Source organism: Streptomyces roseolus (genome assembly GCF_014649855.1).
GTDB classification, from domain to species: domain Bacteria; phylum Actinomycetota; class Actinomycetes; order Streptomycetales; family Streptomycetaceae; genus Streptomyces; species Streptomyces roseolus.
The window spans coordinates 106,468-128,077 of sequence record NZ_BMTV01000008.1; the positions used below are offsets into that span (position 1 = coordinate 106,468).

Consider the following 21,610-nt stretch of genomic DNA (forward strand, 5'->3'; position numbering starts at 1 on the left):
GGGGGCGGCCCGGGGTGGTTGTCCACAGATCGGGGACCCGCTGTCCAAGCGGTCCGGGTCTTTTCTAGGCTGAGCCGCATGGCCGACGAGTCCCCCCTGATCCGCAGTCTGCGCGCCGCGGTCGCCGCCGCGCCCGGCGACGTGCCCCTGCGCCTCCACTTCGCCGAACTCCTCCTCGCGGAGGGGCGGAGCGACGAGGCCGTCACGGAGGCCGCCGTCGCCCTCCAGCACGCGCCGGGGGACGCCGCCGCCCGCGCGCTGATGGTCCGCGCGATGGGGCTGCCGCCGGCCGCCCCCGAGACCCCCGTCGTACAGGAGCGGGCGGAGGCTCCCGCCGTACCGGAGTCCCCGCCCGCTCCCGTACGGCCCGAGCCGAAGTCCTCCTTCGACTGGGCCGCCGCCGAGGAGCAGGTGTCGGACGTGGTCGGGCCGCGGTTCCTTGAGGAGCCGCAGGCCGAGGGCGGCGACGGGCTCACGGGGGACGCCGCCGCCTGGGACGTGGACGCGCCCGGAGCCGTCCGCCTCGCCGACGTCGGCGGCATGACCGACGTCAAGGAACGGCTCGAAGCCGCCTTCCTCGCCCCCATGCGCAACCCCGAACTCCGCCGCCTCTACGGCAAGTCGCTGCGCGGCGGACTCCTCCTGTACGGCCCTCCCGGCTGCGGCAAGACCTTCATCGCCCGGGCCGTCGCCGGCGAACTCGGCGCCAACTTCCTCACCGTCTCGCTCTCCGACGTCCTCGACATGTGGATCGGCGCCTCCGAGAAGAACATCCACGACATCTTCGAGACCGCCCGCCGACAGGCCCCCTGCGTCGTCTTCCTCGACGAGCTCGACGCCCTCGGCGGCAAACGCTCCCGCACCCACAACAACGGGCTGCGCAACGTCGTCAACCAGCTCCTCACCGAGCTCGACGGCATCGCCTCCGGCGCCGGCAACGAGGGCGTCTTCGTCCTCGCCGCCACCAACGTGCCCTGGGACGTCGACATCGCCCTGCGTCGCCCCGGCCGCCTCGACCGCACCCTCCTCGTGCTGCCGCCCGACGCCCCCGCCCGCGAGGCGATCCTCCGCTACCACCTGCGCGAGCGGCCCATCGAGGCCGTCGACCTCGGCAAGCTCGTCAAGGCCACCGAGGACTTCTCCGGCGCCGACCTCGCCCACCTCTGCGAGACCGCCGCCGAGACCGCCCTCCTCGACTCCGCCCGCACCGGCTCCGTCCGCCTCATCACCACCAAGGACCTGCTCGGCGCCGCCAAGCAGCTCCGGCCCTCCACCGAGCCCTGGTTCTCCGCCGCGCGGAACGTCGCCATGTTCGCCAACGAGGGCGGTCTCTACGACGACCTCCTCGCCTACCTGAAGCGGAAGCGCAAGCTGTGACCACCCCCGCCACGCCCGCCGGCCCCGCCTCGCCCTCCGCGCTCGCCCGCGCCGAGGCGCTGTACGAGGCCGGCCGGTACGAGCAGGCCGGGGAGCTCGCCGCCCGGCACCTCGCCGAGGACCCCGAGGACGCCGACGCGCTCACCCTGCTCGCCCGGTGCCAGCACCGGGCGGGGAACCACCCGGCCGCGCTCGTCGCCGTCGAACGGGCGCTGCGCGCCGAACCGGAGCTGATCGGCGCCCACCTGATGCGCACCCAGATCCTGCTCGCCCTCAAGCGTTACGGGGAGGCCGAGGCCTCCGCCCACCGCACCGTCCAGCTCGCCCCGCAGTTCTGGGGCAGCCACTACGCGCTCGGCACCGCGCTCGCCGAGACCGCCGAGGCCGGCCGCGTCCGCGACCGGGCCAGGACCGCCGCCGCCTACGAGGCCGCGCGGACCGCCGTCGCCCTCGCCCCCGAGGAGGACGCCGCCCACTTCCTCGTCGGCCTCACCGCCCAGCGGCGCGGCGACCACGCCACCGCCCGGCAGGCGTACGAGACGACCCTGCGGCTCAACCCGCAGAGCAGCGAGGCCCACAACAACCTCTCCCTCCTCAGGCTGCGCCGCCGCTGGCTGCGGCGCGGGGCCTGGACCCAGGCCGCCGAGGGCTTCGTCGCCTCCGCAGCGCTCGACCTCGGCGACACCAAGGCCCGCTACAACCTGGAGGCGATGGCCTGGGGCACGGCCGCCGGAGCCCGCTGGGTCGCCCTGCTCGGCTTCCTCGCCTCCGCCGTCGGCTCCGCCCCGGTCCGCACCGGCGCGACCGGAGCCGACGCCGTCGTGCCCTTCGTCATCGGCGCGGCCGTGCTCGTCGGCGCCTGGGCCGGCTGGGCCGTGTGGATGGGCCGCCGGGTCCCGCCGAGACTGCGCCGCCCACTGCTGCTCGTCGCCCGCAACTGCCGGCCGGTCCTCGCGATGGCCGCCGCCGTCGGGCTGCTCGGGCTGTACTCGGCCGTCACCCTGGCGCTGTGGAGTTTCGACTCCGGCGTCGTCGCGGGGCTCGGCACCCCGCTCTTCTGGGCCGTGATCATCACGTACTGGGTGAGCCGCTCGGCCCTCAACCGGCGGATGCCCAAGGACTGACCCGGACCGCCGGATAGCATGCGGGGACAATGACCGTCGGAGGCGAGGAGGCCCGGAGCATGGCCGGAGAGCCGCAGAGCGACTGCCTGTTCTGCAAGATCGTGGCCGGGGAGGTGCCGGCGACGCTCGTCCGCGAGACCGAGACCACGCTGGCCTTCCGCGACATCAACCCGCAGGCGCCCACCCACGTGCTCGTCATCCCGCGCCTCCACTACCCGGACGCCGCCTCGCTCGCCGCCGCAGCGCCGAGCGTCGCCGCCGACGTGCTCCGCGAGGCCGGCGAGGTCGCCGAGCAGGAGAAGGCCGCCGACAGCGGCTACCGCATCGTCTTCAACACCGGCACCGGCGCCGGCCAGACCGTCTTCCACGCGCACGCGCACGTGCTGGGCGGCCGCGGCCTCAACTGGCCCCCCGGATAGGACCGCGCCGTGTCCGTCCGCGAACTCGTCGTCCTCGGCACCGCCAGCCAGGTACCGACCCGCCACCGCAACCACAACGGCTACCTGCTGCGCTGGGACGGCCACGGCCTCCTCTTCGACCCCGGCGAGGGCACCCAGCGGCAGATGCTGCGCGCCGGGGTCGCCGCGCACGACCTGAACCGGATCTGCGTCACGCACTTCCACGGCGACCACTCGCTGGGCCTGGCCGGGGTGATCCAGCGGATCAACCTCGACCAGGTCCCGCACCAGGTCACCGCCCACTACCCGGCGAGCGGGCAGCACTTCTTCGAACGGCTCCGGTACGCCACCGCCTACCGCGAGTCCGTCGAACTGACCGAGGCGCCGGTCGCCGAGGACGGCCGGGTCGCCGTCACCGAGGCCTTCACCCTGGAGGCCCGCCGGCTCTCCCACCCCGTCGAGTCCTTCGGCTACCGGCTCGTCGAGCCCGACGGGCGCCGGCTGCTGCCCGAACGGCTCGCCGCGCACGGCATCAAGGGCCCGGACGTCGGGCGCATCCAGCGCGAGGGCGCCCTCGACGGCGTCACCCTGGAGGAGGTCAGCGAGGTCCGGCGCGGGCAGCGCTTCGCCTTCGTCATGGACACGCGGCTCTGCGACGGCGTGCACGCCCTCGCGGAGGGCGCCGACATGCTGGTCATCGAGTCGACCTTCCTCGACGCGGACGTCCGGCTCGCCCGGGACCACGGCCACCTCACCGCCGGTCAGGCCGCCGCCGTCGCCCGGGACGCGGGCGTCCGGCACCTCGTCCTCACCCACTTCTCGCAGCGCTACTCCGACCCGTCGGAGTTCGAACGGCAGGCCAGGGCCGCCGGATTCGAGGGCGAGCTCAGCATTGCCCAGGACCTCATGCGGGTCCCCGTACCGAAGAGATAGAGCACCACCCATGCCCCTCCCCAAGGCCGAACTGCACCTCCACGTCGAGGGCACCCTCGAACCCGAGCTGGCCTTCGCCCTCGCCGAGCGGAACGGCGTCACCCTGCCGTACGCGACCACCGAGGAACTGCGCGAGGCGTACCGCTTCAGCGACCTCCAGTCCTTCCTGGACCTGTACTACGCCCTGATGGCGGTCCTGCGGACCCCGGAGGACTTCACCGCGCTCGCCGACGCCTATCTGGAGCGGGCCGCCGCGCAGGGGGTCCGGCACGCCGAGATCTTCTTCGACCCGCAGGCGCACGCGGCGCGGGGCGTGCCGATGGGCACGGTCGTCGAGGGGCTCGCCGCCGCGCTCGACCGTGCCGAGGAGCGGTACGGGATCTCCACCCGGCTCATCATGTGCTTCCTGCGCGACGAGTCCGCCGCGTCGGCGCTCGCCACGCTGGAGGCCGCGAAGCCGTACCTCGACCGGATCACGGGCGTCGGCCTCGACTCGGCGGAGGTCGGGCATCCGCCGGCGAAGTTCCGCGAGGTGTACGAGGAGGCCGCGCGGCTCGGCCTGCGGCGGGTCGCCCACGCGGGCGAGGAGGGGCCGGCGGAGTACGTCCGCGAGGCGCTCGACGTCCTCGGTGTCGAGCGGATCGACCACGGGCTGCGGTGCATGGAGGACCCCGGCCTGGTCGAGCGGCTCGCCCGCGAGCGGGTGCCGCTGACGCTCTGTCCGCTGTCGAACGTGCGGCTGCGGGTGATCGACGAGCTCGGGCGGCATCCGCTGCGGGCGATGCTGGACGCGGGACTGCTGGTGACGGTGAACTCGGACGACCCGGCGTACTTCGGCGGGTACGTCGGGGACAACTACTCGGCGGTCCGGGAGGCCCTGTCGCTGAGCCAGGAGCAGCTGCGGGTGCTGGCGCGGCACTCCTTCGAAGCGGCCTTCCTCGACGACGACGAGCCCCGCCGCGCCCGCTACCTCGCCGAGGTCGAGGCCTACACCTTCTGACGCCCGCCCCGCCGGGGCGGTGCCCACCCGTGGCTCCCGCCCTGCGGGACGCCCGCCCACGGGGACGGCGGGCTAGGGGGTGGGCGGGTGGGCCAGGTGGTAGGTGGCGGGGGTGGGGTGGCGAGGGGCGGTCGGGAGCGGGGCGATCTGTTGTTCCGGGGCGCCGACCTGGGGGAGCAGGGCCGTCGGGGTGGCGGTCGTGGCGGCCAGGACGGCCGCCGGCGCGCCGCCGCGGCGGCGGATGGAGCCGGGGACCAGGGGCCGCCCGGAGGCGTGGCGGGCGACCGCCGTCAGGGGCGCCGCCACCAGGAGGAGCAGGGCCGCCAGGGTCGCGCCCATGCCCGGGTAGCCGGCCGTCTCCGAGAGGACGCTGCCGGTGACCGGGCCGCAGGCCGTGCCCAGGGAGGAGGCCGAGCCGACCAGGACGGCCCAGCGGCCCCGCGGGTCCAGGGAGGCGGCGAGGCCCAGGAGGCAGGACAGGACGACCGGGTAGAGGGCGTTCCAGAGGATCTCGCCCGTGGCGAAGGACGCGAGGCCCCTGGCGGTCGCGCTCAGCAGGACGCAGACCGCGATCATGGCCGTGCCCGCGCCGATGGGGACCGCCCGGCCGAGCCGGGGGCCCAGCGCGCCCGCCGCGGTGACGCCCGCCAGGCCCGCACCGAGCGCGAGGGCGAAGACCGCGCCCACCGCGACCTCGGAGAGGCCCGCCTGGACCGTGCCGATGCGGCCGCTGACGCCCCAGAGGGCGTTCTGGGCGAGGGACCAGCACAGCAGGCCCGCGGCCAGCGCCGCGCCCGCCCGGCGGTGCGGCAGCGGGCCGGCGGCCCGCGCCGCCGTGACGTCCCGGCGCGCGCGTGTGCCGTCGGGCAGGCGGCTCGTGACCGGCCAGACGAGGAGCGCCGCGCAGGCGAGCGCGAGCAGGGGCGGGGCGTGGCCGCCGCCGAGCCTCGGCAGCGTCAGGTACAGCGCGCCGGCCGCCGCCGAGACCGACAGCAGGCCCAGCGTGGAGGCCCGCTGCGGGTCGGGCCGGCCGGCGATCCCGGAGGCGGCGACCGCCGTCGCCGTGCCGGAGCCGAAGCCGCCGAGGACGACCCCGGCGACCACCAGCGGCAGGGTGCCGGTCGCGGCGGCGGAGCCGTACCCGAGGGCCATGGCGAGCAGTCCGAGGCGGGCCGCCCGGCGGGGGCCGGTCCGGTGCACGCGCGCGGCGAGCGTGAAGCCGGCGGAGGCGGAGGCGAGCAGCAGTGCCGAGCCGATCAGGCCGGCCTGGGAGGGGTCGAGGCCGAGTCCGGCGGCGAGCCGGCCGACGACGGTGGGGAGCAGGTACGGGGCGAGGTAACCGGCCGTGAAGAGGGCGACGAGGGCGGCGAGCGCCCCACGGGCGCGCGGGCGCGACGGCATGGGCGTTCCAGGAGCTGAACAGGGGGGATGAGGCGGCGCCCGGGCGGTCCACGGGGTCGCGGCACCATGTGTATCAAGCAACCGAATGGGCGGAGAAGGCGCTCTCCCCCGATTCGTCCTGTGATACAGGACACAATAAGTTTGAAAGAGGTGAGAGTGGGTAACGCAGCGCGGGTCACCGCGTTCCGCGCGCTCGGCCCGCACCCTTTCGGGCAGACTGGCCGGATCGGCACCTGTCGCCGATCCCGCCGCACCACGACCGGGGAGGCGTCCGTGAACACAGCCGGAGGAGACCAGCGCGAGGACCGGCCCGGGGAGCCCGCCGACGTCGATCCGCTGGAGACGGTCCGCGAGCCCGCCGACCCGCCGTGCGACGTCTTCCTCACCGGCACCGTCTTCCTCGACATCATCTTCACCGGCCTCGACAGCGCCCCGGTCCGCGGCACCGAGTCCTGGGCCCGCGGCATGGGCTCCAGCCCCGGCGGCGTCGCCAACATGGCCACCGCCCTCGCCCGCCTCGGCCTGCGCACCTCCCTCGCCGCCGCCTTCGGCGACGACCACTACGGCGAGTACTGCTGGGACGCCCTCGAACAGGGCGAGGGCATCGACCTGACGCTCTCCCGCACCGTCGAGGGCTGGCACTCCCCGGTCACCGTCTCCATGGCCTACGAGGGCGAGCGGACGATGGTCTCGCACGGCCACGAGGCCCCCCGGCCCGACGGCGCCCCGGTCCGCCCGCCGCGCGCCCGCGCCGCCGTCGCCTCCCTCGCGCCCGGCCGCACCGAGGAGTGGGTGGCCCGCGCCGCCCGCGACGGCGCCCGGGTCTTCGCCGACGTCGGCTGGGACGACACCGGCCGCTGGGACCTGGCCGCCCTGGCCGGCCTGGAGCACTGCGAGGCCTTCCTGCCCAACGCGACCGAGGCGATGCGCTACACCCGCACCGACTGCCCCCGGGCCGCCGCCCGCGCCCTCGCCGACAAGGTCCGCTACGCCGTGGTCACCCTCGGTGCCGAGGGCGCCTACGCCGTCGACGGCGGCACCGGGGAGACCGCCGAGGTCCCCGCCATCCGCGTCGAGGCGCTCGACCCCACCGGAGCCGGCGACGTCTTCGTCGCCGGGTTCGTCACCGGCACCCTCGCCGACTGGCCGCTCGCCGACCGGCTCGCCTTCGCCGGCCTCACCGCCGCCCTCTCCGTCCAGGAGTTCGGCGGCTCGCTCTCCGCCCCCACCTGGCCCGAGATCGCCGCCTGGTGGCAGCTCGTCCAGCGCGACGACCGCCAGGACCCCGAGGCCCTGCGGGCCCGCTACGCCTTCCTCGAAGGCCTGCTGCCGGTCCCCGAGCGCCCCTGGCCGCCCCGCCGCGCGGTGCCCACCATCGGCTTCCGGGCACCTGTCTCGTAAACCGCTTCGGACACACCGGTACCAGGTCGTAGGCTGGGGAGCGAGAGGTTGTCGAGCAGCGAGAACCGCGCAGCAGGAGGTAGGCGCAGGCCAGAGGGCCGGCCCATGACGCAGACACCCACAGCTCCCAACGGAACGCCGGGCGAGGCCCGGGCCCACTTCGCGGTGCCCGCCAAGCACCCCATGGTGACCGTCCTCGGCTCCGGAGACTCCCTGCTCCGCGTGATCGAGCAGGCGTTCCCCCGGGCGGACATCCACGTCCGGGGCAATCAGGTCAGCGCGGTCGGCGACGCCTCGGAAGTCGCCCTCATCCAGCGCCTTTTCGACGAGATGATGCTGGTGCTCCGCACCGGACAGCCGATGACGGAGGACGCAGTGGAACGCTCCATCGCCATGCTCAAGGCGAGCGAGAACGGCGAAGGCGCCGACGAGACCCCGGCCGAGGTGCTCACCCAGAACATCCTCTCCAGCCGGGGCCGCACCATCCGCCCCAAGACGCTCAACCAGAAGCGGTACGTCGACGCCATCGACAAGCACACCATCGTCTTCGGCATCGGCCCCGCGGGCACCGGCAAGACCTACCTGGCCATGGCCAAGGCCGTCCAGGCCCTCCAGTCCAAGCAGGTCACCCGGATCATCCTGACCCGCCCGGCCGTCGAGGCGGGCGAACGCCTCGGCTTCCTGCCCGGCACCCTGTACGAGAAGATCGACCCGTACCTGCGGCCGCTCTACGACGCGCTGCACGACATGCTCGACCCCGACTCCATCCCCAAGCTCATGGCGAGCGGGACGATCGAGGTCGCGCCGCTGGCGTACATGCGCGGACGGACGCTCAACGACGCGTTCATCATCCTCGACGAGGCGCAGAACACGAACCCCGAGCAGATGAAGATGTTCCTCACCCGCCTCGGCTTCGACTCGAAGATCGTCATCACCGGTGACGTGACCCAGATCGACCTGCCGAACGGCACGAAGAGCGGTCTGCGCCAGGTCCAGGACATCCTCGACGGCGTCGACGACGTCCACTTCTCGCGGCTCACGTCCCACGATGTCGTCCGGCACAAGCTCGTCGGCCGTATCGTCGACGCGTACGAGAAGTACGACAGCGCCAACGAGCAGCGCACCGGCCGCAACGGGAAGTAGAAGCACCGCACATGTCGATCGACGTCAACAACGAGTCCGGCACCGAGGTCGACGAGCAGGCGATCCTCGACGTCGCCCGCTACGCCCTCGGGCGCATGCGCATCCACCCGCTCTCCGAGCTCTCGGTGATCGTGGTGGACGCGGAGGCGATGGAGCAGCTCCACATCCAGTGGATGGACCTCCCCGGACCCACGGACGTCATGTCCTTCCCGATGGACGAGCTGCGCCCGCCGGCCAAGGACGACGAGGAGCCCCCGCAGGGTCTCCTCGGCGACATCGTGCTCTGCCCCGAGGTCGCCAAGAAGCAGGGCGAGGACGCCCCGACGAACCACTCCATGGACGAGGAGCTCCAGCTCCTCACCGTCCATGGCGTCCTCCACCTGCTCGGCTACGACCACGAGGAGCCGGAGGAGAAGGCCGAGATGTTCGGCCTCCAGGCGGCGATCGTCGACGGCTGGCGCGCCGAGCGGGGCCTCACCGGCCCGTCGCCGGCCCCCACCGTCAACTGACCGCGCGCGCCCGATGAGCATCCAGCTGATCCTCGGCGCGGTCGCCCTGGTCGTCGTCGCCTGGCTCGCCGCCTGCGCCGAGGCCGGGCTCGCCCGGGTCTCCGGCTTCCGCGCCGCCGAGGCCGTCCGCTCCGGGCGGCGCGGCGCCGAGAAGCTCTCCCAGGTCGCCTCCGACCCCACCCGCTACCTCAACGTGGCGCTGCTCGTCCGCGTCGCCTGCGAGATGGCGGCCGGCGTCCTCGTCACCTACGCCTGCCTGGAGTACTTCCCCGAGACCTGGGAGGCGCTCCTCGTCGCCATCGCCGTGATGGTCCTGGTCAGCTATGTGGCGGTCGGCGTCTCGCCGCGCACCATCGGCCGCCAGCACCCGATGAACACCGCGACCGCCGCCGCGTACGTCCTCGTCCCGCTGGCCCGGATCATGGGCCCGGTCCCGCAGCTGCTGATCCTCATCGGCAACGCGCTCACCCCGGGCAAGGGCTTCCGCAAGGGCCCCTTCGCCTCCGAGGCCGAGCTGCGGGCGATGGTGGACCTCGCCGAGCAGGAGTCGCTGATCGAGGACGAGGAGCGCCGCATGGTGCACTCGGTCTTCGAGCTCGGCGACACCCTCGTCCGCGAGGTCATGGTGCCCCGCACCGACCTCATCTGCATCGAGCGGTACAAGACCGTCCGGCAGGCCCTCACCCTGGCGCTGCGCTCCGGCTTCTCCCGGATCCCGGTGACGGGGGAGAACGAGGACGACGTCGTCGGCATCGTGTACCTGAAGGACCTGGTCAGGAAGACGCACATCAACCGCGACGCCGAGGCCGACCTGGTCTCCACCGCGATGCGCGCCGCGGCCTTCGTCCCCGACACCAAGAACGCCGGCGACCTATTGCGCGAGATGCAGCAGGAGCGCAACCACGTCGCCGTCGTCATCGACGAGTACGGCGGCACCGCCGGCATCGTCACCATCGAGGACATCCTGGAGGAGATCGTCGGCGAGATCACCGACGAGTACGACCGGGAGCTGCCGCCCGTCCAGGAGCTCGGCGACGAGCGCCACCGGGTCACCGCCCGCCTCGACATCGGCGACCTGGGCGAGCTGTACGGTTTCGGCCCGGACGAGTTCGACGACGAGGACGTGGAGACGGTGGGCGGCCTGCTCGCCAAGGCCCTCGGCCGCGTCCCGATCTCCGGGGCCTCCGCCGTCGTCGTCCTGCCGGACCGACGGGAGCTGCGGCTCACCGCCGAGGCTCCGGCCGGCCGCCGGAACAAGATCGTCACCGTGCTCGTCGAGCCGGTCGCCCCGGTCGGCGCGGAGGAGGAGGGCGGGGAATGACCCCCGAGCAGCTGCGCGCCTTCTGCCTGGAGTTCGACGACGCCAGGGAGGAGTTCCCGTTCGGCCCCGGCACCTCGGTGTTCAAGGTGGCCGGGAAGCTGTTCGCGCTGTTCTGGCTGGACGGTGAGCCGCTGCGGGTCAATCTGAAGTGCGATCCGGAGGACGCCGTACGGCTCCGCGAGGAGCATCCGGCGATCACCCCCGGCTACCACATGAACAAGCGCCACTGGAACACGGTCGAGGTGGCCGGGCTCCCGGACCGGATGGTCCGGGAGCTCGTCGAGGACTCGTACGACCTGGTCGTCGCGGGCCTGCCGAAGGCGGAACGGCTCCGGCTCGACCGGCCGTAGCTCACCGGGCGCGGCGCAGGCCCAGGGCGACCAGGACGGCCGCGCCGAGCACGATCGCCGCGTCCAGGGCGGCGACGGTGCGCACCCCCTCGTACAGGTCGCCGCCGGTGGTGGCGAGGACACCCAGCATCGGGATGCCGACGGTGAGGCCCACCTGCTGGGTGGTGGTGACCAGGCCCGTCGCCAGGCCCTGCTCCTCGTCCCGGACGCCCGAGGTGACCGTCAGGCCGTACGAGATGATCGCGCCGAGGTGGAACATCGAGGCGAGGGTGACCGCGACGGTCGCCACGACCGCGCCGGAGCGCTCGCCGATCCCGAGCAGCGTCGCCGTGAGGACCGCCTGCCCGGCGAGCGAGACGACAAGGGTGCGGCGGGCGCCGATCCGCCCGACCACCTTCGGCGTGAGCGTCCCCGCCAGGACCGAGAAGACGCCCTGGATCCCGAAGACGACGCCGGTGGCGAAGGCCGACAGGCCCAGCGTGGACTGGAGGTAGAGGGTCAGGACGAAGACGATCGTCGACATCATCGAGAAGGTGACGAGTCCGCCGAGGTTGCCGAAGGCGACCGTGCGCCGGCGGAGCATCGGCAGCGAGACCAGCGGCGCCGGGTGGCGGGACTCGACGACCACGAAGGCGGCCAGCAGGAGCAGCCCGCCGACCAGGGCGACGAGCACGTCGGTGCCGCCGAAGCCGCGCTCGGCGGCGGTGGTCAGGGCGTAGACCAGGGCGAGCAGACCGCCGGTGACGGTGACCGCACCGGGCACGTCGAGCCGGGGCCGGTCCGGGGTGCGGGACTCGGTGAGCAGGCCCGGGGCGAGCGGCAGCACGACCAGGGTGAAGACGGCGAGCAGGCCCATGGTGGAGCGCCAGCCCAAGGTGTCGGTCATGACGCCGCCGAGGACCATGCCGATGGTGAAGCCCAGCGACAACAGGGTGCCGGAGATGCCGAGCGCCCGGTCGCGCAGCGGGCCCTCCGGGAAGGAGGTGGTCAGCAGGGACATGCCGGTGGGCACGATCGCGGCGGCGCCGACGCCCTGGAGGGCGCGGCCGGCGAGGAAGGACGCCGGGTCCCAGGCGACGGTGGCGAGCACGGACGCGGCGGCGAAGAGGCCGAGGCCGCCGAGGAAGAGCCGCTTGCGGCCGTAGAGGTCGCCGATCCGCCCGAAGAGCAGCAGGAAGCCGCCGGAGGGCAGGGCGAAGGCGGTGACGGCCCACTGGAGGGCGGAGCGGTCGAGGCCGAGGTCGGCGCCGAGGACCGGCAGCGCGACGTTGAGGACGGAGAAGTCGAGCGCCACGATGAACTGGGCGGCGCACAGCACGAAGAGGACGAGCCGCGAGCGGCCGGTGAGGGCCGGGGGAGCGGGCGGGGCGGGGACGGGGGTCTTTCCGGGGGCGGAGGTCACGGTTGCCATGACCACGACTCTCGTCGCCGGGGAACATCGCCGGGTAGCGGGAACTTATCCTGTTGGTCGCACCACCAGGCGTCCGGGGGAGGAAGCACACGTGGTCACAGCGGTGGAGAGCACCGACGGCAAGGCGCACCGACTGGCCGAGCTGCGCGAGTTCCTGATGAGCCGTCGGGCCCGGGTGACCCCGGCCCAGGCGGGCCTTCCGGACGGCGGCAGGCGTCGTACGCCCGGGCTGCGCCGGGAGGAGGTCGCCGTCCTCGCGGGCGTCGGCGTCAGCTGGTACCAGTGGCTGGAGCAGGGCCGGGACATCACCGTCTCGCCCCAGGTCCTCGACTCGGTGGCGCGGGTGCTGCGGCTGAGCCCGGCCGAGCGCCGCCACCTGTACGTCCTGGCGGCGCTGAACCCGCCGGCCCTCGAAGCCGCCCCGGAGGACCGGGACATGTGCGACGGGCTGCGACGGCTCATCGAGGCGTGGATGCCGTTCCCCGCGCACATCATGGACGCGTACTGGAACATCGTGATGTTCAACGAGGCGGCGGCGGCCGTCTTCGGGCTGCGGCCGGACGTGCACCGCAACTGCCTGATCGACTTCTTCACCGACGAGAGGTACCGGGCGCGGATGCGCGGCTGGGAGGAGCTGGCGCCGAAGGTGGTGGCGCAGTTCCGGTCGGCGTGCTCGGAGTGCCCGGACGACGAGGGCTTCCGGGCGGTGGTCGAGGAGGCGAAGGCGGCGAGCGCCGAGTTCGCGGAGCTGTGGGAGCGGCGGGACATCCTGCCCGGCGGCCAGAACCGCAAGGAGATGGACCACCCGGTGGCCGGTCTCCTCGTCGTGGAGGCCACCCAGCTGAGGGTGCCGGCCCGGCCCGACCTGGTGATCGTGCTGCACACGCCGCTGCCGGAGGCGCGGACCGCCGAGAAGCTGGAGTGGCTGGTGTCGCCGGAGGGGCGGCGGGGGGCCCTGTACCCGCTGGCGGGCTGAGCCGGCGCCCCGACCTATGCTCGCTCCATGACACTCAGCAGTGAGCACGGCGACCTCGGTCCCGAGGATCTGAAGATCATCACCCTGGCGCGCAGCGCCCGCGCCCGCAACGGCGTGCCCGAGGGCGCGGCCGTACGCGACGAGACCGGCCGTACGTACGTGGCGGGCACGGTGGAGCTGGAGTCGCTGAAGCTGAGCGCGCTGCGGACCGCCGTGGCGATGGCGGTGGCGAGCGGGGCGCAGTCGCTGGAGGCGGCGGCCGTGGTGTCGGCCGCCGAGACCGCGTCCGAGGAGGACCGGGCGGCGGTGCGGGACCTCGGCGGGCCCGGGACGCCGGTGCTGCTCGCGGGGCCCGACGGACAGCTGCGTGCGGCCGTCACCGCGGGCTGAGCGCCGCACGGGGACGGCGGGGTCCGGCCGCGGCCGGACCCTTGCGGGTTCGTGAAGGTTCTCCGCGACTTCTCTTGCCTTCCCGTGCCGTCTGCGCGTCAATGGGCGGCGGACGGCCCGACGGGCCGTCAGATCCGCGTCCTCCACGCAGCGCCCGCACCCCTGCGTTCGTCATCGGAAGGGATACGAACCCGTCGGATCACGGCCACCGTCCGGGCGGGCGAGCTCTCCATGACCCAGGCCGGTGACGCCGTCGCCCTCTCCGCGGTCGACTTCGGCCGGTGCGGCGCGGCCACCGGAGCCCTGCGGACGGTGACCGTCAAGGACTTCCGCGGCGGCCCCGCCGGCTGGTCCGTGACCGGCGAGGTCACCGACCTCACCGGACCGGGCGGCGCCATCGGCGCCGACAGGCTCAGCTGGACCCCTGTCTGCGTCGCCGAGGAGGGCAGCCCCAGCGCCTGCACGGCCGTCGCCGCCGGAGCCACCCTCGCCTTCACGGCGAACGGCACCGTCACCGGCGGCGAGTTCACCGTCGACGCCGGACTCTCGCTGGACGTCCCGGCGTTCACCGCGCCCGGCGGCTACGCGGGCGTGCTGACGCCGACCCTGTCCTGACGCCGGCCGACGGGCCGGCCGGGCGCATCCCCGGCCGGCCCGTCGGCGGCCCTCCTCCCGCTCCGCCCCACCTCGGGGGTCCGCACCGTGCGACGCAAGCTGTACGCCCTCCTCCTGAGCGCCGCCCTGCCGCTCCTCGGGGCCCCGGCCGCCCACGCCGCCGAGAACGGCGAACGGGCCGTCCACCTGGCCGCCGCCCGGCTCGGCGAACGCCCCTACTACGTCCTCACCGCCGACCCCGGCGCCACCCTCCGCGACAAGGTCACCGTCGCCAACAGGACCGCCGCCCCGCTCACCTTCCGGATCTACGGCGCCGACGCCTACAACACCGAACGCGACGGCGGCTTCGCCGTCCGCACCCTGAAGGAGGAGCAGACCGGCGCCGGCGCCTGGATCGAGCCCGAGCGGACCACGGCCACCGTCCCGCCGCGCTCCGCCGTCACCGTCCCCTTCACCCTCACCGTCCCCGCCGACGCCGACCCCGGCGACCAGCCCGGCCCGCTCGTCGCCCTCGACGAGCGGATCGCCCCCGCGGGCGGCGGCGTCGCCATGGGCGTCCAGAGGGCCGTCGCCGCCCGCGTCCACCTCAAGGTCAGCGGCCCCGCCGTACCCGCCCTCGCCGTCGAGGACGTCACCCTGGAGCAGGACCGGCCGCTCGTCGACCGGGTGCCGGCCGAGCTGCTGCCCCGGCAGAAGATCCGGCTCACCGAGCGGTGGACCGGCTCGCCGCAGCTCGACCGGGGCGAGGTGACCCTCACCGCCACCGCGAAGGACGTCCGCGAAAGTGCCGCGGTCTCCTTCCTCGCGATGCCCTGGCTCGCCGCCGCTGCGCTCGCCGCGGGGGCCGCCGGAGGCCTCGCGGGGTGGCGGATCCGGCGCCGCCGGGCCCGACGGGGGCACTGAGTGCGTGACGGGGCCGCGCATCGGGGACAATGGCCCCCATGAGCGTGCGCAGTGAAGAGACCGATGAGAACACCGCCCCCCACCGGGCGGGCTTCGCCTGCTTCGTCGGGCGCCCCAACGCGGGCAAGTCCACCCTCACCAACGCTCTGGTCGGTCAGAAGGTGGCGATCACCTCCAACCGCCCCCAGACCACCCGGCACACCGTGCGCGGCATCGTGCACCGCCCGGACGCCCAGCTGATCCTGGTCGACACCCCGGGCCTCCACAAGCCGCGCACCCTCCTCGGCGAGCGGCTCAACGACGTCGTCCGCACCACCTGGGCCGAGGTCGACGTCATCGGCTTCTGCCTGCCCGCCGACCAGAAGCTCGGCCCCGGCGACCGCTTCATCGCCAAGGAGCTCGCCGAGATCAAGAAGACCCCCAAGGTCGCCATCGTCACCAAGACCGACCTGGTCGACTCCAAGACCCTCGCCGAGCAGCTGATCGCCATCGACCAGCTCGGCCGCGAGCTCGGCATCGAGTGGGCGGAGATCGTGCCGGTCTCCGCCGTCGGCGACAAGCAGGTCCAGCTCGTCGCCGACCTGCTCGTCCCGCTCCTCCCGAAGTCCCCGCCGCTCTACCCGGAGGGCGACCTCACGGACGAGCCGGAGCAGGTCATGGTCGCCGAGCTGATCCGCGAGGCCGCCCTCGAAGGCGTCCGCGACGAGCTGCCGCACTCCATCGCGGTCGTCGTCGAGGAGATGATCCCCCGCGAGGGCCGCCCCGCCGACCGGCCGCTGCTCGACATCCACGCCAACGTGTACATCGAGCGCCCCAGCCAGAAGGGCATCATCATCGGCCCCAAGGGCAGCCGCCTGAAGGAGGTCGGGATGAAGTCCCGCAAGCACATCGAGGCCCTCCTCGGCACCCCGGTCTTCCTCGACCTGCACGTCAAGGTCGCCAAGGACTGGCAGCGCGACCCCAAGCAGCTGCGGCGCCTGGGCTTCTGACGACCGCGCCGAACCGTCGACTTCCCCGAGGCGCCGTGCCGGCATGACGCCGTGACGAAGATCAGCAAGGGGGAGGGCCCGCCGGATCCCGGGCAGGGGCGGCGGGTCGAGGGCGTCGGCAAGTCGTCGGGCCCGGGACGGGGCACGGCCCCTGGACCGGGTACGGGCTCCGCCGCGGACGGCCTGCCAGCCGGCTCCGGCTCGGCGGGGGAGGGCCGCGCGCGGTCCCCGCACCGGATCGACCTCGCGGACGGCGGCGGCCGGTGGGCGGACCTGATCGTCCCCTCGCCCGCCCCGTCCGCCGAGGTGGCGGCAGCCGCGGAGGGTCTCGGCGGGGAGTTCGACACCCTCGCGTACGCCGGCCGGGGCGGCGCCAGGTTCGCCATGGAGGAGAAGGTCCCGCCCGGTTACGTCCTCGTCGAGTTCGCCCGCACCGGCCCCGGGTACTTCGATCTCGGCTCCGTCGACTGGGACGGCAGGGAGGCCGTCGCCCTCGGGGACTCCTCCACATCCCGCCGGTTCGAGCGGCGGGTGATGTGGTGCGACAACCTCTATCCCCTGCGCTTCCGCGTCCGCTGCGACGACCGGGCCGAGTGGGTGATCGTGATCCGCTCCGTCCGCGCGGTGCGGGCGCTCGGCACGGCCGCCACCGGGCGGGGCTCCGAGGTGCTGCTGCACACCGGGCCCGCCGGCGGCCTCGTCACCCGCCTCCACGCGGCGAAGGGCAGTCTGCGGGTCGAGGGCCACAAGCCGCGTCGTCCCCACACCCCCGCCACCTCCCCGGCCGTCCTCGCGAGCGTCTACGAGCGGCCCTACGAGGACGTGCGTGCGCTGCCGGAGGGGCCGCTGCTCGTGGCGGTCCTCGACGGGGACGGCGACTGGCCCCTGGAGGTCGGCGAGCTCCCGGAGCCCCGGCCCCGCAAGGGCCTCTGGGCCCGTCTGTTCGGCCGCCAGCTCACGCGCCCTCCTTGAGGACCCTCGTCACGAGGGTCCGCTGGGCGTCCGTGAGGTGCGGGTCGGCGCACCTCACGGTCCGGGCGTCGATCGTGATCTCGTAGGCGAAGCCGTCCGGGACGACCCGGGTGGCCTCCGGCGCCGCGAGGACGGCGGAGGCCAGGGACTCCCACTCGGGGCCCGTGACCTCCACCTCCGCCGACCGCTCGATGCCCGCGAAACCACCGGTGCGCCGCACTCGAATCCGCATGGGCCCTGTCTACCAGCCCGGCTCAGTCGGTGGGTACGCCCACGGCCGCCCACGCCTTCGTCACGGCCTGGATCTCCGCCGCGTCGCCGTACCGCGCCTTCGCCGCCGCCACCGTGGCCGCCGCGAACTCGGCGAAACGGGTCTCGGGGGTGAGGGTGCCGCCGGTCATCACGTCGTACCAGATCCGCCCGGCCCGGTCCCAGGCGTGGCCGCCGAGCTCGGTCGCCACCAGGTAGAAGGCGCGGTTGGGGATGCCGGAGTTGATGTGCACCCCGCCGTTGTCCTGGCCGGTGCGGACGTAGTCGTCCATGTGGGCCGGCTGCGGGTCCTTGCCGAGGACGTCGTCGTCGTACGCGGTCCCCGGCGCCTTCATGGAGCGCAGCGCCCTCCCCTGCACGTCCGGGTGGAAGAGGCCCTCGCCGATCAGCCAGTCGGCCTGCTCGGCGGTCTGGCCGAGCACGTGCTGCTTCACCAGCGAGCCGAAGACGTCGGAGACGGACTCGTTGAGCGCGCCGGACTGGCTGAAGTACTCCAGGTTCGCCGTGTACTGGGTGAAGCCGTGCGCCAGCTCGTGGGCGATGACGTCCACGGGGAGGGTGAAGTCGAGGAAGATCTCGTCGTCGCCGTCGCCGAACACCATCTGCTCGCCGTTCCAGAAGGCGTTGCCGTACTTCTCGTCGTAGTGGACGGTCGCGAGCAGCGGCAGCCCGGCGCCGTCCATGGAGTCGCGCCCGAAGGCGTCCCGGAAGAGCGCGAAGGTGGCGCCGAGGCCCGCGTAGGCGCGGTTGACGGTGGCGTCGGCCGTCGCCTCCTCGCCCTCGTCGCGGACTTTCACCCCGGGCAGCTCGGTGCGGCGCTGGGCGTCGTACACGGTCCGGCGCGGGGCCGCGGGCTCCGCGGTCGGGTCCGCGGGGGCGACGGCCGCGCGGGGCAGGACCCGGGCGGCACGGGCCGAGGTGTCGGCGATCAGGGTGCGGCGGGCGGCCGCGGCGACGGCGGGGTTCGCCGAGTTCGCCAGGTGCTCCAGGAGGTGGGGCGGCACGATCGTGCAGAAGGGGGAGGTCATACCGGCAATGTGGCACTGCGCGACGCCCCTGTCACGAGAAGTGACGGGGATTGGCGAAATGGAGTGATGGGTCACTTTTCGCCCTTGACGACACCGCCGTCCCGCATACTGGAACAGGACGTCCGCATTCCCCGGGCCTCGGCTATGGTGACGCACATCATGCGTTTCGGGCTGCTTCTCCTTAGCTGCCGCGGCGAGGGCCTGTAGTCGTAGGCCGACCCCCTCCCCGCGGGTTTCGGTGTTGCGTTCGACAGTCGGCCGTCCGTTCAGAGGACCCCGAGGAGCCCTACGCCATGTCCCAGTCTCCCTTCGTCAGCCGTCCGACGCCGATCACCAACGCGACGCACACGCAGAAGCCGTCCGGGATGCCGATCCACAAGTACGGCCGGTACGAGGCCGTCGAGATCCCCGACCGCACCTGGCCCGAGCGGCGGATCACCAAGGCGCCCCGCTGGCTGTCGACCGACCTGCGCGACGGCAACCAGGCCCTGATCGACCCGATGTCCCCGGCCCGCAAGCGCGAGATGTTCGACCTGCTGGTACGCCTGGGCTACAAGGAGATCGAGGTCGGCTTCCCGTCCTCCGGCGAGACCGACTTCGCCTTCGTCCGCTCCATCATCGAAGAGGGCGCGATCCCGGACGACGTCACCATCTCCGTCCTGACCCAGGCCCGCGAGGACCTGATCGAGCGGACCGTGGAGTCCCTGGTCGGCGCCAGGCGCGCCACCGTCCACCTGTACAACGCCACCGCGCCGACCTTCCGCCGGGTCGTCTTCCGCGGCTCCAAGGACGACATCAAGCAGATCGCCGTCGACGGCACCCGCCTGGTGATGGAGTACGCCGAGAAGCTGCTGGGCCCGGAGACCACCTTCGGCTACCAGTACAGCCCGGAGATCTTCACCGACACCGAGCTGGACTTCGCCCTGGAGGTCTGCGAGGCCGTCTGCGACGTCTGGCAGCCCGGCCCCGGCCGCGAGATCATCCTCAACCTGCCCGCCACCGTGGAGCGTTCGACCCCCTCCACGCACGCGGACCGCTTCGAGTGGATGTCCCGCAACCTGACCCGCCGCGAGTACGTCTGCCTGTCGGTCCACCCGCACAACGACCGCGGCACCGCCGTCGCCGCCGCCGAGCTGGCCATCATGGCCGGCGCCGACCGCATCGAGGGCTGCCTGTTCGGCCAGGGCGAGCGGACCGGCAACGTCGACCTGGTCACCCTGGGCATGAACCTGTTCAGCCAGGGCGTCGACCCGCAGATCGACTTCTCGCAGATCGACGAGATCCGCCGCACCAGCGAGTACTGCAACCAGATGGAGGTCCACCCGCGCCACCCCTATGCGGGCGACCTGGTCTACACCGCCTTCTCCGGCTCCCACCAGGACGCCATCAAGAAGGGCTTCGACGCCATGGAGGCCGACGCGGCCGCCCAGGGCAAGACCGTCGACGACATCGAGTGGGCCGTCCCCTACCTGCCCATCGACCCGAAGGACGTCGGCCGCTCCTACGAGGCCGTCATCCGGGTCAACTCGCAGTCCGGCAAGGGCGGCATCGCGTACGTCCTGAAGAACGACCACAAGCTGGACCTGCCCCGCCGGATGCAGATCGAGTTCTCCCGGATCATCCAGGCCAAGACCGACGCCGAGGGCGGCGAGGTCACCCCGGCGGCGATCTGGTCCGTCTTCCAGGACGAGTACCTGCCCAACCCGGACAACGCCTGGGGCCGCATCCAGCTGCGCTCCGGCCAGTCCACCTCGGACACGGACGGCACCGACACCCTGCGCGTCGAGGCGGTCGTCGACGGCGTCGACACCGTCCTGACCGGCTCCGGCAACGGCCCGATCTCCGCCTTCTTCGACGCCCTGCAGTCGATCGGCGTGGACGCCCGCCTGCTGGACTACCAGGAGCACACCATGAGCGAGGGCGCCTCCGCGCAGGCCGCCTCGTACATCGAGTGCGCCATCGACGGCCGGGTGCTGTGGGGCATCGGCATCGACGCCAACACCACCCGCGCCTCCCTGAAGGCGGTCATCTCGGCGGTCAACCGCTCCGTCCGCTGACCTCGCGCGCACGGCGCCCCGCCCCTCCGGCCGAGGGGCGGGGCGCCGTGCGTCCTCGCGCCCGCCCCGGAGGGGCCGGCGCCTCCTCCGCGACCACCCCGGAGGGTGATCTCGCGGCGACGGGTTCGGCCATCGGACCCGGCGCCGTCGGGGCCGCCGTCGGGGCCCCGCTGCCCGGCGGCGGCTTCCTGGCCTTCACGAAGCGCCGCCGCCGGGCCCGAAACCCCGGTGTCACGTCTCGGCCATCTCCGGTACGAAGTACGGACGAGGTGCTGACGTCACATCAAGGATGTGGCTAACATCACGCCAACGCACCGGCAGTGCAGCCGGGCCGTTGAGGAGGTGCGCGTGCGTTCTGCCAGGAAAACACGTGGTGGGAAGCTGACCGTCTGCGGGATCCGCACCTCCTGGAACACCATCGGCGACGGCGAGTTCTTCTGCGAGGAGTGCGGCGGCGACCGCAACTACCGGCGGCGCACCGGCCGCCGCAGGTTCGCCGTCCTCGGCGTGCCGCTCGTGCCCCGGGGCTGTACCGGGCCGGTGGTGGAGTGCGCCGCCTGCCGGACCCGCTTCGGCATCGAGGTCCTGGAGCGGCCCACCACCGGCCGGTTCTCGGCCATGCTGCGGGACGCCGTCCACACCGTCGCCCTCGCCGTCCTCGCGGCCGGCGGCACCGGCTCCCGCGAGGTCCTCGACCGGGCCGTGCACGCCGTCCGCTCCGCCGGATACGCCGACTGCACGGCCGTCCAGCTGGTCGACCTGGTCGAGGCCCTGGAGGCGGACACCGGGCGCTTCATGCCGGAGATCAACCCCGAGGGCGCCCTCCTCGCCATCGAGATCCACGAGGCCGTCGCCCCGCTCACCCCGCACCTGGAGCCGGCCGGCCGGGAGACGCTGCTGCTCCAGGCGGCCGGGATCGCGCTGGCCGACGGCGGCTACAGCCCGGCCGAGCAGGAGGTCCTGGGCACCGTCGGCACGGCGCTCGGACTGCCGCCCGAGGACGTCCTGCGGCTGCTCGCCACCGCGCGCACGGTCTCCTGAC

The 21,610-nt window shown here is 73.5% G+C and carries 21 protein-coding genes and 1 pseudogene; 18 read left to right on the forward strand and 4 right to left on the reverse strand.

Translation table 11 applies throughout. From position 1 onward, the window contains the following. Positions 1–78 precede the first annotated feature (78 nt). From IE245_RS11780 to IE245_RS11800, 5 genes are read left to right on the forward strand one after another with little or no spacing between them, the layout of a single operon-like run. Positions 79–1,377 carry an ATP-binding protein gene (locus IE245_RS11780; protein ID WP_189946752.1) on the forward strand — a complete coding sequence of 433 codons (1,299 nt, stop codon included), beginning with the start codon at positions 79–81 and terminating at the stop codon, positions 1,375–1,377. Next, on the forward strand, positions 1,374–2,501 hold the full coding sequence (locus IE245_RS11785) for a CDC27 family protein (protein ID WP_189946753.1): 1,128 nt from the start codon (positions 1,374–1,376) through the stop codon (positions 2,499–2,501). The genes IE245_RS11780 and IE245_RS11785 overlap by 4 nt, the downstream gene beginning before the upstream one ends. Before the next feature lie 59 nt (positions 2,502–2,560). Beyond that, positions 2,561–2,920 (forward strand): histidine triad nucleotide-binding protein, encoded by a 360-nt coding sequence (locus tag IE245_RS11790; protein WP_189946754.1) that lies wholly within the window; start codon positions 2,561–2,563, stop codon positions 2,918–2,920. A 9-nt stretch (positions 2,921–2,929) separates the two neighbouring features. After that, positions 2,930–3,832 carry a ribonuclease Z gene (locus tag IE245_RS11795; RefSeq protein WP_189946755.1) on the forward strand — a complete coding sequence of 301 codons (903 nt, stop codon included), beginning with the start codon at positions 2,930–2,932 and terminating at the stop codon, positions 3,830–3,832. Positions 3,833–3,842: 10 nt separating this feature from the next. After that, a complete protein-coding gene (locus IE245_RS11800) occupies positions 3,843–4,832 on the forward strand; it encodes an adenosine deaminase (RefSeq protein ID WP_189946756.1) in 990 nt (329 codons plus the stop codon). A gap of 72 nt (positions 4,833–4,904) precedes the next feature. Here IE245_RS11800 and IE245_RS11805 read toward each other — a convergent pair whose 3' ends face one another. After that, the gene (locus tag IE245_RS11805) at positions 4,905–6,233 is read right to left on the reverse strand and encodes an MFS transporter (RefSeq protein ID WP_189946757.1); all 1,329 of its coding nucleotides are present in this window, start codon (positions 6,231–6,233) and stop codon (positions 4,905–4,907) included. A 273-nt stretch (positions 6,234–6,506) separates the two neighbouring features. Here IE245_RS11805 and IE245_RS11810 point away from each other — a divergent pair, with 273 nt between their 5' ends. The 5 genes from IE245_RS11810 (at position 6,507) to IE245_RS11830 (ending at position 10,957) form a co-directional block, all read left to right on the forward strand. Continuing rightward, on the forward strand, positions 6,507–7,634 hold the full coding sequence (locus tag IE245_RS11810) for a carbohydrate kinase family protein (RefSeq protein WP_189946758.1): 1,128 nt from the start codon (positions 6,507–6,509) through the stop codon (positions 7,632–7,634). Positions 7,635–7,739: 105 nt separating this feature from the next. Then, positions 7,740–8,777, forward strand: a complete 1,038-nt coding sequence (locus IE245_RS11815; RefSeq protein ID WP_189946759.1) for a PhoH family protein — start codon at positions 7,740–7,742, stop codon at positions 8,775–8,777. Positions 8,778–8,788: 11 nt separating this feature from the next. Beyond that, positions 8,789–9,286, forward strand: coding sequence for an rRNA maturation RNase YbeY (gene ybeY, locus IE245_RS11820; protein WP_189946760.1), 498 nt, complete (start codon positions 8,789–8,791; stop codon positions 9,284–9,286). Between the two features lie 13 nt (positions 9,287–9,299). Further along, on the forward strand, positions 9,300–10,607 hold the full coding sequence (locus IE245_RS11825) for a hemolysin family protein (protein WP_189946761.1): 1,308 nt from the start codon (positions 9,300–9,302) through the stop codon (positions 10,605–10,607). Then, positions 10,604–10,957, forward strand: a complete 354-nt coding sequence (locus IE245_RS11830) for an MmcQ/YjbR family DNA-binding protein (RefSeq protein WP_189946762.1) — start codon at positions 10,604–10,606, stop codon at positions 10,955–10,957. Before IE245_RS11825 ends, IE245_RS11830 begins: the two co-directional genes overlap by 4 nt. 1 nt (position 10,958) lies before the next feature. Here IE245_RS11830 and IE245_RS11835 read toward each other — a convergent pair whose 3' ends face one another. After that, positions 10,959–12,368, reverse strand: a complete 1,410-nt coding sequence (locus tag IE245_RS11835; protein ID WP_189946763.1) for an MFS transporter — start codon at positions 12,366–12,368, stop codon at positions 10,959–10,961. Between the two features lie 157 nt (positions 12,369–12,525). On the opposite strand from IE245_RS11835, the gene IE245_RS11840 reads away from it, so the two are divergent. From IE245_RS11840 to IE245_RS11865, 6 genes and pseudogenes are all read left to right on the forward strand, one after another. After that, entirely contained in the window at positions 12,526–13,344 is an 819-nt protein-coding gene (locus tag IE245_RS11840) for a helix-turn-helix transcriptional regulator (protein WP_373305314.1), read from the forward strand. A gap of 27 nt (positions 13,345–13,371) precedes the next feature. Then, a complete protein-coding gene (locus tag IE245_RS11845; RefSeq protein ID WP_189946765.1) occupies positions 13,372–13,734 on the forward strand; it encodes a cytidine deaminase-like protein in 363 nt (120 codons plus the stop codon). Positions 13,735–13,935: 201 nt separating this feature from the next. Next, positions 13,936–14,349, forward strand: a pseudogene (locus IE245_RS11850) (WxL domain-containing protein); the annotation flags it as partial. 87 nt (positions 14,350–14,436) lie between these two features. Then, positions 14,437–15,252 carry a DUF916 domain-containing protein gene (locus IE245_RS11855; protein WP_189946766.1) on the forward strand — a complete coding sequence of 272 codons (816 nt, stop codon included), beginning with the start codon at positions 14,437–14,439 and terminating at the stop codon, positions 15,250–15,252. A gap of 29 nt (positions 15,253–15,281) precedes the next feature. Beyond that, a complete protein-coding gene (gene era, locus IE245_RS11860) occupies positions 15,282–16,241 on the forward strand; it encodes a GTPase Era (protein ID WP_189946767.1) in 960 nt (319 codons plus the stop codon). Between the two features lie 51 nt (positions 16,242–16,292). After that, complete coding sequence (locus IE245_RS11865) at positions 16,293–17,213, forward strand: hypothetical protein (RefSeq protein WP_189946768.1); 921 nt, start codon at positions 16,293–16,295, stop codon at positions 17,211–17,213. Here IE245_RS11865 and IE245_RS11870 read toward each other — a convergent pair. Together IE245_RS11870 and IE245_RS11875 are read right to left on the reverse strand one after the other, a co-directional pair. Further along, positions 17,197–17,445 carry a protealysin inhibitor emfourin gene (locus IE245_RS11870; RefSeq protein ID WP_189946769.1) on the reverse strand — a complete coding sequence of 83 codons (249 nt, stop codon included), beginning with the start codon at positions 17,443–17,445 and terminating at the stop codon, positions 17,197–17,199. The genes IE245_RS11865 and IE245_RS11870 overlap by 17 nt on opposite strands. 22 nt (positions 17,446–17,467) lie before the next feature. Beyond that, positions 17,468–18,511 carry a M4 family metallopeptidase gene (locus IE245_RS11875; protein ID WP_189946770.1) on the reverse strand — a complete coding sequence of 348 codons (1,044 nt, stop codon included), beginning with the start codon at positions 18,509–18,511 and terminating at the stop codon, positions 17,468–17,470. 293 nt (positions 18,512–18,804) lie between these two features. Between IE245_RS11875 and leuA the strand changes: the two genes are divergently transcribed. Next, entirely contained in the window at positions 18,805–20,568 is a 1,764-nt protein-coding gene (gene leuA, locus IE245_RS11880) for a 2-isopropylmalate synthase (protein WP_189946771.1), read from the forward strand. A 348-nt stretch (positions 20,569–20,916) separates the two neighbouring features. Continuing rightward, the gene (locus tag IE245_RS11885; RefSeq protein WP_189946772.1) at positions 20,917–21,609 is read left to right on the forward strand and encodes a TerB family tellurite resistance protein; all 693 of its coding nucleotides are present in this window, start codon (positions 20,917–20,919) and stop codon (positions 21,607–21,609) included. The last annotated feature ends 1 nt before the right edge of the window (position 21,610 follow it).